This is a genomic window from uncultured Algibacter sp., from assembly GCF_947490405.1.
In the GTDB taxonomy this organism is placed as follows: domain Bacteria; phylum Bacteroidota; class Bacteroidia; order Flavobacteriales; family Flavobacteriaceae; genus Algibacter_B.
On the sequence record NZ_CANLGU010000005.1, the window covers coordinates 200265 to 213092 of the forward strand.

Sequence of the window (12828 nt, forward strand, 5' to 3'; positions counted from 1 at the left end):
ACTATTTCTCATAGCAACTTAAATTCTAGAGGCTTGAAAAGTTATATTATTTTTTTAATCTTTGAAGTACAAACATTTATCTAGCTATTATCAATGACCAATGAAAACACAACAAAACTAATTCAGTTTTGGAAACAGGAAAATAAAATAACTAACCCTAACAATAAAGAACCTGTAATAGAAATTATAGACCAGATAGCCTCTTTATTTGCCGCGGGTTCTTTTTATTATTACATCCTAGATTTTGTTTCATACAAAATGACTTTTGTACATGAGGGTATAGAGGAGGTATTGGGTATTAAACCAGAAGATTGGTCTATAGATACTTTTTTTAACATTATACACCCAAATGAAATTGAAAACTGGCATGAAAAAGAAGCCCTTTCTATTAAATTTAAATTAAAAGATATTCCCAAAGAAGACATATCGATTTATAAAACAACTTACTTAATGAAATTGAGGCATTCTAGTGGGAATTATAAAACTATTTTACATCAAGCTAAAGTTATCAATGTTAGCGACGATGGAAAGGTTCAAACGGTTATTGGTGTACATACGGATGTAACCCATTTAAACCCTCCAATAAGAAATGAAATATCTTTTATATGTAAAGATAAACCGAATGTTCACTTTGCAAAACAAGGCGATGTTTATCTTCCAATAACAGAAATATTTACTTTAAATATATTTACCAAAAGAGAAAAGGAAATAATTGCTCTTGTAATTAAAGGAAAAACAGCTAATGAAATTGGACGTATTTTGCACATATCTGTTCATACTGTAAATACTCATAAACGAAATATGCTAAAAAAATCTGAATGTAAAAACTCTAGAGAGCTTATTTCAAAATGCTTGCAAGAAGGTGCTATCTAACAGTTCTATAAAGAAAGGTTTTAAATATTTTGTAAGAAAGCATATTTTAAGATAATAACTTAGTTTAATATGAAGTATAATATTGTAAAAGGAGAAGATAAAGGAAGTATTATTTTTATTCATGGTAATTCATCTTCCTCTTCTGTTTATAATGAAGTTTTAAAGTCCAAATTAATTACACATACCAAAATTGCGATTGATTTACCTGGGCATGGAGAGTCTGTAAACGATTATATGGATGAAGAGGATTTCTCTATGAATTCTTATAGAGCAAAACTAATTAAACTTGTAAATGAATTTGATGACAATGTTTTACTAGTAGGCAATTCGTTAGGAGGCCATATAGCTATTGAAATTGCTCCATATATAAATAAATTAAAAGGTATTTTGATTTTTGGGACACCACCAGTAAAGAAACCTTTAAACTTAGATGAAGCTTTTGTATTTTTACCTGAATTAAACACTTTTTTTACTGAAAACCCTTCTGAAATAGATATTAATGCTGCAGCAGAAATGACGGTATTCTATAAACGATATACTTCTAATATTATTGAAGATTTTAAACAAACAAATCCAAAAGTAAGAAAAGCTATAGGTATTGATGTTGCTGAAAACGGGTTTTTAAATGAATTTAAAATATTTAAAGAGTTATCTATTCCAAAATATATTATAGCAGGAACTCATGACCCAAGTGTTAACTTAAACTATTTAAAACAATTAGTAGATAAATCGTCTCATAGCGAATTAATTATGTTTGAAAACTGTGGACACTATGCTAGTCTTGAAAAACCAATAGAGTTCAATAAAACTTTAGAGAGAATTACTAAAGAAGTCTTTAAATAGTTATTATTTAAACAAATTTATTAAAGGATATTTTATACAAAACTAATACCGTGAGTTTTTGCCGTGTTCTATGAAGAATTTATCGCCAATGGGTAAATTCTAAGTAAAAAATTGTACTGTAAGTTTATAGAGCCTCTATTCTAAAATAAGATGTAGTAAGAACTTATAAAAACTAAAACTACTTGAATATATCTTAAGAATTAAATTCTGTGATTTTTATTCCATTGTGTAACGATTACTAATATTACGCTTTGGATTAATTGAGTTAATAATACTAAGAGCTAGCCAATAACTAACTAGAATTTTAAAATATTCTCTTTTTACAGTAATTACAAAAAAATTAAAAAGTACTATTTTTATATTATGAAACACATTGTAGTACTTACTGGAGCTGGTATGAGTGCCGAAAGTGGCATTAAAACCTTTAGAGATGCTAATGGTTTATGGGAAGGGCACGATGTTATGGAAGTGGCAACTCCTGAAGGTTTTAAAGCAAACCCAGAATTGGTTTTAGATTTTTATAACCAACGAAGAAGACAATTATTTGAAGTTAAGCCAAATCAAGCACATTTAGATTTAGCCGAATTAGAAAACAACTTTAAAGTTACTATAGTAACCCAAAATGTAGACGATTTACATGAACGCGCAGGGAGTACCAACGTCATCCATTTACATGGTGAATTGTTAAAAGTTAGAAGCACAAAAAACGAAAACGATATTAAAACATGGAAAACAGACTTAGTCTTAGGCGATACTTGTTCTAAAGGCCACCAACTAAGACCACATATTGTTTGGTTTGGAGAAGATGTCCCGATGATAGAAAAAGCCGTTAAAATTTGTGAAACGGCCGATGTTTTAGTGATTATTGGTACATCTATGCAAGTATATCCTGCTGCTGGATTAATGCATTATGTCCCTCAAAACACACCTACCTATTTTATAGACCCAAAACCGAGTATTGCTAGTAAGGAAAACTTAACTGTTATTCCTGAAACAGCTACAATTGGTATGAGTAAGTTAATGGAGGTATTTAATCCTTCTTAAAAGCCATAATACTTGACCAATGCTTATCATCTTTCCAAGCATTAAAACCTTGCCCCTTTAAGATGTTGATATAAGTATTAATGTCTTCGCTTTCATCTAAGTGCATTTCAATATTTATTGCTTTAACATATTGCAGCCATCGTAAATCGTCTTGCTCTAAAATAGCTTCTTCAGCACCTTCAATATCCATTTTTACATAATCAATATGTGTTAGATTATAAGTCTCTATAATGCTTTGGATGGTTGTACTTTGAATCGTTACTTTTTTGCCAGAATCATTATTTTCTTTAATGGAATATGCATCAAAATCAGAATCTGCATTATAGCTTACCGTAGTATTTTCTTTCCAAATAGCTTGATTGTGTATATGTACGTTTTTATAAAATTTGGTATTGTTTTTAGCTAATAAATAATTATTTGTATTCATTTCATAGCCATAAATAGTACTATTTGGATATAACTGTTTTAAATGCACTACGGTTAAACCAATATTGCTTCCTAAATCCAAAATTATAGGGCTATCAGGTAGTGTAACTTTTTGGGGTGGTAAGTGGTATTTATCTGCAAACACATAGCCTACAACTTCTTTATCAATAAAATTCTTTCTAATTTTTATAGGATGTTCTAAACCTTTAAGATACAATTTCAAAAATCCTTTTTTAGGGTTATCCCGTTCTATTTTTGAAAGTTTAATTCTATCAATAGTAGTGTAAAGTGGGTGTGGTTGAGTAAACACTCTTACTTTACGATATTGCTTTTTAATTGAGTTATAAACCTTTTTTAGCATTATTGACAAACTATATTTATTGAACGAATGTAGATTGATTATTTAACAAAATCAAGTTTAACAACTTATTCATTTTTATTCTTTTCGGCAATCCATTTACTCATAAATTTTGTACTCTGCATGGATTGATGCTGTAACATTTGTCCTGTAAAGTTATGGAATCTATGACTTTTAAGATCTTTAGAAATATCATTTATAGTACTCGTAAATGTGTTTTGATGCACTTTTTTATTAAACCGCTTGTTAATAACATCAAATCCTTTTTGTTGCTTTAAGTTCCATAAAGTTTCATCTTTATATAACTCAATAGCTTTATTAGCAAATAATTCTGGAGTGTTTTCTTCAAAGCCATTTATTTCTAAATCACCGTACATACCTTCTGCCCCAACAGCTGTTGTTACACAAGGCACTCCGTTTTTCATAGCATCAACTAGTTTTCCTTTTAAACCAGCTCCAAATCGAATTGGTGCTAAACAAACTTTAGCTTTTTGCATCACATCGTTTACATCTTCAGCAAAACCCTTTACAAAAAAACCTTGCTTTTCATTATGCAATTGATTTGCTTTCTGAGATACATATGCGCCATAAATATGCAATTCTGCTTTTGGCAACTGCTTTCTAATTAAAGGCCAAATAGTTTCTTTTAAATATATAACAGCATTGTAATTAGGCTCATGTAAAAAATTCCCTATCGTTATAAAATGATTTCGATCTTTAAATTCTAAAAGGTTCACAATTTCATTTTCAGAAATTGGATCAATCATAAAAGGTAAATAAACTAATAAACTCCTATCAACATTAAAATCATGCTGCAATATTTCCATTTCAGCTTCAGAAATAATCAAACTTAAATCACATCTGTAAATACTTGCTATTTCACGCTTAGCTGTATCGTTAAATAAATATGCTTTATCAAATGGCTTGCTATCTTTAAACGCTTGTAGCCTACCTTTTCTCAAACCATGCAAGTCTTCAGTATCTAAAATACGCAATGCATTGGGACATTGTTCCGCAACGCGCCACCCAAATTGTTCCTCCATCATAAAACGGTCAAATAAAACGACACTTGGATTTAATTCTGCAACAAAATCATCAAAAGACGTATGATTTAATTGGATGGAAGTTTGAGCTACCCCAATACTTTCAAGATTAAAGGCATTGTTACTTTTAGCACAAGGGCTAGCAAATGTTATATTATAATTTTGAGATTGTAAAGCCTCAATTAATTGCATCATTCTACTACCAGCAGCAGAACTTTTTGGTTCTGGCCATACAAAACCAATAATTAGAAGATGCTTTCTCATTAGATTATTTATCTTAATAGGTACCTATTCTGGCTTTGGTTCTAAACCAAATTTAATACGTACAAGTTTTGCCCAATCTATAACAGCTTTTATTTGGTCCGCTGTTAATTTTGCATCACCATGTGTCCATGTATAAGAACTTAGAGGCATCTCACCTTCTTCTACTTCTTCAATCAATTCTTCAAACTTATGGTCTTTACGTTTTATAGAGTTTCCTTCCCATGTAGAAACATTAAAATGCTCTTTCCCTTCTTCAATATGGCTATTCAACCAGTAGTTTACAGGTGTAATATTGTTATACCAAGGATAACGAGTTACATCACTATGGCAATCAAAACAGGTTTCTTTTAAAATAACTTTCACCTCTTCTGGAGGATTCGTTTCTTTCATAAAAGCTTCAATTGAAGCGATATCGCCTTCATTTTTTTCTGGCCCAAAAAATTGAGCAATTACCAATGCGATTAGTAATATTATCAGTATTTTTTTTATTATTTTCATCATATCATTTTTGAGTTTTTAAAAATAAGAAAACCTTTTGACTACCAAGCAACTCTATACCGAATTAAATTACGTAAACCATTCTAGAGAGAAACGGCTGTTTTATGCGCAAATGATGCAAAAGCACCCTGAATTAGTTCCTAATCTTTTAGATATTTTATTTAGAGTAGATGATAAAATATCGCCACGGGCAGCTTGGGTTTTTGAGTTTATGTGCAGTGCCAATATAAATGCTGTAATACCTTATCTAGACTTATTTACTAAAAACATGCATAAAGTACATTTAGATTCTGCAGTAAGACCTGTGGCTAAAATTTGTGAACTAATAACCATGGCGTACTCAAATAAAGAAGAAAACAAAATTAAAACGGCTTTAACTAAAACGCATAAAGAACGGATTATAGAAAACTGTTTTGATTACATGATTAATGATGAAAAAGTAGCCCCCAAAGCATACTCTATGACTACGCTATTTTTTCTTGGTAAAGAATATGATTGGGTATATCCAGAATTAACTCGAATTTTAGAAGATGACTTTTCTAAACAAAGCGCAGCTTTTAAAGCTAGAGCTAGACATATTTTAAAAAAAATAAAAAAAGCATCTTCAAAAAACTAAAAACTTCAAGCTTCATACTTCCGTCTTCGGTCTTAAAAACATATCTTTGCAACTTCAAAAAATCAAACAAAATTATGTCGTTATCAGCATTAAATGCCATCTCTCCAATTGATGGACGCTACAGAAATAAAGTTAGTGAACTAGCACCATATTTTTCTGAAGAAGCTTTAATAAAATATCGTGTTTTAGTTGAAATAGAATATTTTATTGCACTTTGTGAAATTCCGTTACCACAACTTAAATCAGTAGATAATGCCATTTTTGATGATTTAAGAGCTATCTACAAAGATTTTTCTGCTGAAGATGCAACTGCTATCAAGAAAATTGAAAGTGTTACTAACCATGATGTGAAAGCTGTAGAATACTTTATAAAAGAGCGGTTTGATGCCTTAGGATTATCTGAGTATAAAGAGTTTATCCATTTTGGATTAACCTCTCAAGATATAAACAACACCGCTATCCCTTTGAGTATCAAAGAAGCGATGAACGCTGTTTATGTTCCTGAATATTTTAATGTTTTAGAAAAACTTAAAAGTTTATCTAAAGATTGGAGTGCCATTTCTATGCTGGCTAGAACACACGGACAACCAGCATCTCCAACAAGACTTGGTAAAGAAATTCAAGTTTTTGTAGTGCGTTTAGAAGAGCAATTTAACTTACTGAATGATATTCCTAGTGCTGCCAAATTTGGTGGAGCAACTGGTAATTTTAATGCACACCATGTAGCGTATCCAGATATTGACTGGAAAGCTTTTGGAAGCCAATTTGTACAAGAGAAATTAGGTTTACAACACTCTTTTCCAACAACTCAGATTGAGCATTACGACCATATGGCGGCTTTATTTGATACCTTGAAACGTATTAACACCATAATTCTAGATTTAGATAGAGATATCTGGACCTATGTATCTATGGATTATTTTAAACAAAAAATTAAAGCTGGTGAAGTTGGAAGTTCTGCAATGCCACATAAAGTAAATCCGATTGATTTTGAAAATTCTGAAGGAAACTTAGGTATTGCCAATGCCGTTTTCGAACACTTATCTGCTAAATTACCAGTTTCAAGATTACAACGCGATTTAACAGATAGTACTGTACTACGAAACGTGGGTGTACCTTTTGGACACACGCTAGTTGGTTTTAAATCTACTTTAAAAGGATTAGATAAATTATTACTTAACGAAAGTAAATTTGCTGAAGACTTAGAAAATAATTGGGCGGTTGTAGCAGAAGCTATTCAAACTATTTTAAGAAGAGAAGCATATCCCAATCCTTATGAAGCTCTAAAAGGCTTAACACGAACCAATTCTGTAATAAATCAAGATTCGATTTCTAACTTTATAGATACTTTAGAGGTCTCAGATACAATAAAACAGGAATTAAAACGTATTACTCCAAGTAACTATACTGGAATATAATAATTTATGTTAAACGACAAACAATCCTTAGCGCTTACTGGAGTTATGGTAGGTGGCATATTTGTTTTTGGAATCCTAGATATCCTAGATAATTTTGTGGTTTTAACACTTCTTACCATTATATTTTTCGCAGTTGTCATTAACATCTTTTATTCTAAGTATAAGTCTAAAGATTCAACTCCAGAACAGAACACCTCTAAATAATAAAGTTTTCTTTTTAAGTAAACTTTATACACTTAAAAAAATAATATAAAAAAACCCTAGATGTAAAATCTAGGGTTTTTCAACATTAACATAATTACTATATTATTTAAAGAAATTCATAATATCTTCTATTTGACCCTCTTCTACATTTGCTTTTTGCAATGCATTAATTAAAGTAACCATTTTTTCAGGGTTCATATCATCACCCAAAATCCTTACAATCCCGAAGCCCGTATCTTTAGCATTTCCAAATACTACAACCTCATCTGCTTCATCGTCATCCCCAATATACTTTACTGATATTTTGTTACCTCTATCACTAAATTCCATTAAATCATTGTATTTACTATCACTTAAAATAGTTTTTACTTTGGCTATTTCAGCTTTGTAAGTTTCAGTATCTGTTTCACTAGCTTTATAGCCTAAAAAATTTAATTTACTTACAGATTCATAAGCTTCTTTCTGTGCTTCTGTAAATTCAGATTTATCAATTTCTATCATAGAAAGTGGTAAATCCTGAGATATAAAATTTTTAGCCTCTTGATTATCTACATAGTAGCTCTGTAGGCTAACATCATTACCGCAGCTAGTTAAAATAACTGCGGTAAATAAAGTATATACTAGATATTTGATTGTTCGTTGCATTGATTGATGTTTTATTTTTATTTATCCTTTTCTAAGTGCTTACCACCAGGGATATTCATTTTATCTGTAAGTTTAGAAATTTCATTAAGATCTATGTCACCTGTCATAGACACAACAACAGTTTCGATTTTACGTTCTTTTCCGTTAATTTCAATCTTATCATCCATCATTTTATCAATACCATTTACAAAAATTAAAAGTTCCTTTACATGGTCTGCATCCTTTCCTTCTTTTACGTAAAACTTCACCTCTGTGCCATCATCTTTAACTTCCATTAATTCTTCCAAACCTCCAGAACGAGATTTAACCCATTTAGAAACATCAGCAGAAATGGCCTTGTTATCTGTTACAATAGTTTTAAAACTCGTAATACTTTTTACCATATCCATATAAGCTTTAGCTTCTGCATCTTCAACATTAATTCCCATTTTGGCAATCATTTGAAACATTTTGGGCTTTATAGAAACGTAAGTTACATCTGGGTTTTCACTATACTTTTCAAAAATATTCTTTTGTGCCATTCCCGTTAATGGTAATAACATAATGGCCATTACTAGTACTATAAATTTATTTTTCATTGTTCTTGTTATTAAATTATTTGAATTTTTCATTGTTTTTTAATTGATACTGAAACAAGTTCAGCACATATTAGTTTTTAAAAATTATACGTGTTGTATTTTCAATTTCGTTAAGATACCCTAAGGTAGAAGTGCCTTTATTCACTTCATTAAGATAGCTAACCGTTGATGCGCCTTTGTTGAATTTTGAAGAAATCATTTCCATAGATTTCGAAAACTCATTAAAAGCTAATTGCGGATCTTCATAAGTACCTAAATCATTATTACTTATAGAATTTCCATAATAGAAACCAAACATAAGAACCGCTACAGCTGCGACAGAAATCCATTTGTAATTAAAAATTGTCTTAGTTTTTAATGGAACGTCTTTAGTGAATCGCTCTTGTTGGTTTCCCAAAAAATACGCAAACATAGGTTTATACATTTCTAAATGTGGCGCCACAGTGTCACTTGCAAAATAGTTTTTTAACACTTGCTCCTCTTTCAGGCTTGTTTCTCCGTTTTCGTACTTCTCAAGTAATTTTTCTATATTATTTAATACCATAATTATGTGTATTAGTTAATTTTTCTCGTATTGTTTTTCTTGCTCTAGATAAGGCTACTCTAACCGCTGTATTATTCATTTCCAGCATTTTTGCAATCTCATCAAAATCATATTCTTCTATATCTCTAAGCTGAATTATCATTTTTTGTTGCTCTGGTAACTCCTCAATAATTTTTGCTACCCAACTCACACTATCATTTAATTCAACTTGCTTTTGTAATGGCGTATTTTTTTCCTCGTAATTACTATGCACAATTTTCAAATTCTGTGCCTGTTTAGATTTTAACTTATCAAAACAGTAATTCTTCGTCATCGTCATCGAAAAAGCCTCCACATTTCTATACTCAGCAATTTTCTTTTTATTATTCCATAACTTCAACAACACCTCTTGCGTAGCATCCTCAGCCTCTTCTGTAGACACCAGCAATCGCTTTGCTAAACGAAACACCTTATCCTTAAACGGCATTACAATATTTAAAAACTCTTTCTGAGTCATTTCTCGGTTGTATTAGTATGGTTAAAAACAGCTTAGTTACGGCTATTTATAATTACGACGACCATATATTTGTTTTGTTACAGCATCATGTAAAAAAAATTAAAAATTGGGGCGTAACCCACAAGGGGTCGGGCTTTCCGTTACAAGTTTTGGCTCGATGCTCGCCTCGCCAAAAGCTATCCACTACAATCCCTTACGCGGGCAAATCAGCTAAATTATGGCATAACGCCAACTACAATGTTAATTTGTTAAAGCCTTAAACTTACATTCACCGAAATTCTTAGGGTTTATTTTTTATTACACAATAATGTAAGTAAATTTAGGGTTTTAAGGACTAACCCTTGAAAAGAACATAAGCTATGAAAAATTATAAAGCCCTATTTCTATTATTCATTATTTCTCTTAATACTGTTAGTTGTTTTAAAGATAACGATGATGTAAGTGTTACCGCAAATCAAATCAATGATTTTGTTTGGAAAGGTTTAAACCTTTTTTATTTATATAAAGATGATGTCCCAGATTTAGCTGATAATCGTTTTTCTAGTGATGACGAATATGCTTCATATCTTAATGACTTTACTTCACCTAGAGATTTATTTGAAGCGCTAAGATACCAGCCCCAAACAGTAGATAGATTTAGTAGAATTTTTGAAAATTATATCGCTTTGGAACAGCTCCTAGATGGAAATTTCACAACAAACGGTATGGAATTTCAACTTTTTAGGTTTTCTGAAACTACAACAAATAGATATGGTATTGTTACTCATGTTTTACCAAATACATCTGCTGAATTTCAAGGTGTAAAAAGGGGAGATATTTTTTATGGTGTTGATGGTGTACAACTTACAGAGTCAAACATATCCCAGCTTCTAGGTCAAAACAGTTATATGATTAACCTAGGTTCCTATAATAACAATGGAACTCCTGAAACAACAGATGATACTGTAGAAACGACTTCAGAAACTATCGATCTAATAAAAGCACAATATTCAGAAAATCCAATATACATCAATAACATTCTAAATATTGATAATAAACAAATAGGATATTTAATGTATAACGGATTTACTGGTACCGACCAATATAACTCACAACTAAATGATGTTTTCGGCTCATTTAAAAGTGCAGGTATAAATGAGCTTGTTTTAGATTTACGTTACAACTCAGGAGGTTCTGTTAACAGTGCTATTCTATTATCGAGCTTAATTACTGGACAGTTTACAGGAGAAATATTTAGTACTCAGGAATGGAATTCTCAATTTCAAGAAGCTATAGAAAATGAAAACCCTGAATTTCTTATTGATAGATTTACTGATAGATTAAACAATGCTTCAATAAATAGTTTAGAGTTATCAAAAGTATACATACTTACAACTGGTAGAAGTGCTTCTGCAAGTGAACTAGTAATAAACTCTCTAAGACCCTACATTAACGTTGTACAAATAGGTACAACTACTACAGGAAAGTATCAGGCATCAAGAATTGTATATGATTCTCCTAACTTTAGTCGAGAAAACGCTAATGCTGGTCACACTTACGCAATGCTTCCCTTAATTTATAAATCATTGAACGCTAACGGTGTAACTGACTATTTTGATGGTTTAGAGCCAGACATAACTATAAGTGAACAAGTTAGAAATTTAGGAGTATTAGGCGATGAAAATGAGCCCTACCTTGCAGCTGCAATTTCAGATATAACTGGAAATAGCGGAAAACTCACCCAACAAAAAGTTAGTAACACAATCCAGTTTACGAGTAGTAGTAAAGATTACATTCCTTCTGGGTTAGGTTTGTATTCTAACAAAGAATTACCAACTGGTATCATAAAACAATAATTTTCAATTTATTTGAAAAAACAAAAAACCTATTTCAATTGGAGTTCTGGCAAAGACTCTGCCTTAGCATTATACCACTTATTACAAGATGAACGCTATGCTGTTGATGAATTGATTACAACCGTAAACAGTCATTACAATCGTGTATCTATGCATGGATTGAGAAGTGAATTGCTCATAGAACAAACTAACGCTATAGGCATTCCCGCTAATGTTATTAAACTTCCTGAAATGCCAAGTATGGCTATTTATGAGCAAAAAATCTCTGAAACTGTTTCTAAGCTAAAACAAAACGGTTTTACTCATGCTGCATTTGGAGATATTTTTCTTGAAGATTTAAGAGATTACCGAGATAAACAACTAGCTAAACAAGATTTAAAAGCTGTGTATCCGTTATGGAAAAGAGATACTAAGGCGTTGTTATATGAGTTTTTAGATTTAGACTTTAAAACCACTATTGTTTGTGCTAATTCAAAATATTTTGGTGAAGATTTTGTAGGTACTATTATAGACAAGCACTTTATAGATAACTTACCCGAAGGTGTAGACCCTTGCGGTGAAAACGGTGAATTTCATACCTTTTGCTTTGATGGTCCTATTTTTAAAAGTCCAATAGCATTTGAAATTGGAGAAAAAGTATATCGAGAATATGATACACCTAAAACTGATGATAATTCTGTTTGTAAAAGTGATTCAGAAAAATATGGGGTTTGGTATTGTGACTTAATACCGAAATAAAAAGACCTGTATGTTTTAAAAACTGATAGGTCTTAAAGTATTTAAAAATTATATAGTTTGTTGCTATGATTTGATACCTTAAACAACAAACAAGGTTTAAATTAATTATCAAACCGTTTTTTATCTCTTTCGTTCAGTCGCTTTTCAACACTTTTAAAATAGCGCCTTTCTTTATATTTCCTAAAAACAAATACAGTTAAAGCAATTAAGGCTAAAATCATTATACCACCTTGACCGGTTAAGTATTCAAGTATTTTCATAAGTAGTCATTTAGCTAGTGTAGTCGGTATTACATATAAAACTTTCACTTATCAGGTTCATTTCACAAAAAAACTGTTTCAAAATTGTTTAAAAATAAATAACCTATAAGGTCTTTAAGACCTTATAGGTTATTTTATATAAAAT

General features: G+C 30.9%; 16 protein-coding genes. 8 read left to right on the plus strand and 8 right to left on the minus strand.

Annotated features, from left to right (window positions below):
* Window positions 1-93: 93 nt before the first annotated feature.
* The 3 genes from Q0772_RS12345 (at window position 94) to Q0772_RS12355 (ending at window position 2760) form a co-directional block, all read left to right on the plus strand.
* On the plus strand, window positions 94-873 hold the full coding sequence (locus tag Q0772_RS12345; RefSeq protein WP_298345173.1) for a LuxR C-terminal-related transcriptional regulator: 780 nt from the start codon (window positions 94-96) through the stop codon (window positions 871-873).
* A 69-nt stretch (window positions 874-942) separates the two neighbouring features.
* On the plus strand, window positions 943-1716 hold the full coding sequence (locus tag Q0772_RS12350; protein ID WP_298345176.1) for an alpha/beta hydrolase: 774 nt from the start codon (window positions 943-945) through the stop codon (window positions 1714-1716).
* Window positions 1717-2079: 363 nt separating this feature from the next.
* Window positions 2080-2760: an NAD-dependent deacylase gene (locus Q0772_RS12355; protein ID WP_298345179.1), complete on the plus strand. Its 681-nt coding sequence runs from the start codon at window positions 2080-2082 to the stop codon at window positions 2758-2760.
* On the opposite strand, the gene Q0772_RS12360 is transcribed toward Q0772_RS12355, so the two are convergent.
* The 3 genes from Q0772_RS12360 to Q0772_RS12370 form a co-directional block, all read right to left on the minus strand.
* Entirely contained in the window at window positions 2747-3547 is an 801-nt protein-coding gene (locus Q0772_RS12360; protein WP_298345182.1) for an FkbM family methyltransferase, read from the minus strand. The two genes, Q0772_RS12355 and Q0772_RS12360, sit on opposite strands and share 14 nt — an antisense overlap.
* 65 nt (window positions 3548-3612) lie before the next feature.
* Window positions 3613-4851, minus strand: coding sequence for a glycosyltransferase family 4 protein (locus tag Q0772_RS12365; RefSeq protein ID WP_298345185.1), 1239 nt, complete (start codon window positions 4849-4851; stop codon window positions 3613-3615).
* 24 nt (window positions 4852-4875) lie between these two features.
* A complete protein-coding gene (locus tag Q0772_RS12370; protein WP_298345188.1) occupies window positions 4876-5349 on the minus strand; it encodes a heme-binding domain-containing protein in 474 nt (157 codons plus the stop codon).
* 37 nt (window positions 5350-5386) lie between these two features.
* On the opposite strand from Q0772_RS12370, the gene Q0772_RS12375 reads away from it, so the two are divergent.
* From Q0772_RS12375 to Q0772_RS12385, 3 genes are all read left to right on the plus strand, one after another.
* Entirely contained in the window at window positions 5387-5965 is a 579-nt protein-coding gene (locus tag Q0772_RS12375) for an adenylosuccinate lyase (RefSeq protein ID WP_298345191.1), read from the plus strand.
* Window positions 5966-6039: 74 nt separating this feature from the next.
* The gene (gene purB / locus Q0772_RS12380) at window positions 6040-7383 is read left to right on the plus strand and encodes an adenylosuccinate lyase (protein ID WP_298345194.1); all 1344 of its coding nucleotides are present in this window, start codon (window positions 6040-6042) and stop codon (window positions 7381-7383) included.
* A gap of 6 nt (window positions 7384-7389) precedes the next feature.
* Window positions 7390-7587 carry a hypothetical protein gene (locus Q0772_RS12385; RefSeq protein ID WP_298345196.1) on the plus strand — a complete coding sequence of 66 codons (198 nt, stop codon included), beginning with the start codon at window positions 7390-7392 and terminating at the stop codon, window positions 7585-7587.
* Between the two features lie 102 nt (window positions 7588-7689).
* Here the strand turns inward: Q0772_RS12385 and Q0772_RS12390 are convergent, their stop codons facing one another.
* The 4 genes from Q0772_RS12390 to Q0772_RS12405 all read right to left on the minus strand — a co-directional run bounded on the left by Q0772_RS12390 (window position 7690) and on the right by Q0772_RS12405 (window position 9850).
* Window positions 7690-8232, minus strand: a complete 543-nt coding sequence (locus Q0772_RS12390; protein ID WP_298345199.1) for a DUF4252 domain-containing protein — start codon at window positions 8230-8232, stop codon at window positions 7690-7692.
* Window positions 8233-8249: 17 nt separating this feature from the next.
* On the minus strand, window positions 8250-8810 hold the full coding sequence (locus Q0772_RS12395; RefSeq protein WP_298345201.1) for a DUF4252 domain-containing protein: 561 nt from the start codon (window positions 8808-8810) through the stop codon (window positions 8250-8252).
* A gap of 70 nt (window positions 8811-8880) precedes the next feature.
* A complete protein-coding gene (locus tag Q0772_RS12400) occupies window positions 8881-9354 on the minus strand; it encodes a hypothetical protein (RefSeq protein WP_298345204.1) in 474 nt (157 codons plus the stop codon).
* Window positions 9341-9850, minus strand: a complete 510-nt coding sequence (locus tag Q0772_RS12405) for an RNA polymerase sigma factor (protein WP_298345207.1) — start codon at window positions 9848-9850, stop codon at window positions 9341-9343. Before Q0772_RS12405 ends, Q0772_RS12400 begins: the two co-directional genes overlap by 14 nt.
* Window positions 9851-10209: 359 nt before the next feature.
* Here Q0772_RS12405 and Q0772_RS12410 point away from each other — a divergent pair, with 359 nt between their 5' ends.
* Both Q0772_RS12410 and Q0772_RS12415 read left to right on the plus strand, forming a co-directional pair.
* Window positions 10210-11685 carry a S41 family peptidase gene (locus Q0772_RS12410; protein ID WP_298345209.1) on the plus strand — a complete coding sequence of 492 codons (1476 nt, stop codon included), beginning with the start codon at window positions 10210-10212 and terminating at the stop codon, window positions 11683-11685.
* Between the two features lie 12 nt (window positions 11686-11697).
* Window positions 11698-12423 (plus strand): adenine nucleotide alpha hydrolase, encoded by a 726-nt coding sequence (locus Q0772_RS12415; RefSeq protein WP_298345212.1) that lies wholly within the window; start codon window positions 11698-11700, stop codon window positions 12421-12423.
* Between the two features lie 101 nt (window positions 12424-12524).
* Here Q0772_RS12415 and Q0772_RS12420 read toward each other — a convergent pair whose 3' ends face one another.
* Window positions 12525-12683: a hypothetical protein gene (locus Q0772_RS12420; protein WP_298345214.1), complete on the minus strand. Its 159-nt coding sequence runs from the start codon at window positions 12681-12683 to the stop codon at window positions 12525-12527.
* Between the last annotated feature and the right edge of the window lie 145 nt (window positions 12684-12828).

What these genes read in the sequence shown, in the direction of transcription:
- Q0772_RS12360 (WP_298345182.1), bottom strand. Translation starts at nt 3,547, where the DNA reads ATGCTAAAAAAGGTTTATAACTCAATTAAAAAGCAATATCGTAAAGTA.
- Q0772_RS12355 (WP_298345179.1), top strand. Translation starts at nt 2,080, where the DNA reads ATGAAACACATTGTAGTACTTACTGGAGCTGGTATGAGTGCCGAAAGT.
- Q0772_RS12370 (WP_298345188.1), bottom strand. Translation starts at nt 5,349, where the DNA reads ATGAAAATAATAAAAAAAATACTGATAATATTACTAATCGCATTGGTA.
- Q0772_RS12350 (WP_298345176.1), top strand. Translation starts at nt 943, where the DNA reads ATGAAGTATAATATTGTAAAAGGAGAAGATAAAGGAAGTATTATTTTT.
- Q0772_RS12385 (WP_298345196.1), top strand. Translation starts at nt 7,390, where the DNA reads ATGTTAAACGACAAACAATCCTTAGCGCTTACTGGAGTTATGGTAGGT.
- Q0772_RS12410 (WP_298345209.1), top strand. Translation starts at nt 10,210, where the DNA reads ATGAAAAATTATAAAGCCCTATTTCTATTATTCATTATTTCTCTTAAT.
- purB (WP_298345194.1), top strand. Translation starts at nt 6,040, where the DNA reads ATGTCGTTATCAGCATTAAATGCCATCTCTCCAATTGATGGACGCTAC.
- Q0772_RS12405 (WP_298345207.1), bottom strand. Translation starts at nt 9,850, where the DNA reads ATGACTCAGAAAGAGTTTTTAAATATTGTAATGCCGTTTAAGGATAAG.
- Q0772_RS12390 (WP_298345199.1), bottom strand. Translation starts at nt 8,232, where the DNA reads ATGCAACGAACAATCAAATATCTAGTATATACTTTATTTACCGCAGTT.
- Q0772_RS12400 (WP_298345204.1), bottom strand. Translation starts at nt 9,354, where the DNA reads ATGGTATTAAATAATATAGAAAAATTACTTGAGAAGTACGAAAACGGA.
- Q0772_RS12345 (WP_298345173.1), top strand. Translation starts at nt 94, where the DNA reads ATGACCAATGAAAACACAACAAAACTAATTCAGTTTTGGAAACAGGAA.
- Q0772_RS12365 (WP_298345185.1), bottom strand. Translation starts at nt 4,851, where the DNA reads ATGAGAAAGCATCTTCTAATTATTGGTTTTGTATGGCCAGAACCAAAA.
- Q0772_RS12395 (WP_298345201.1), bottom strand. Translation starts at nt 8,810, where the DNA reads ATGAAAAATAAATTTATAGTACTAGTAATGGCCATTATGTTATTACCA.
- Q0772_RS12420 (WP_298345214.1), bottom strand. Translation starts at nt 12,683, where the DNA reads ATGAAAATACTTGAATACTTAACCGGTCAAGGTGGTATAATGATTTTA.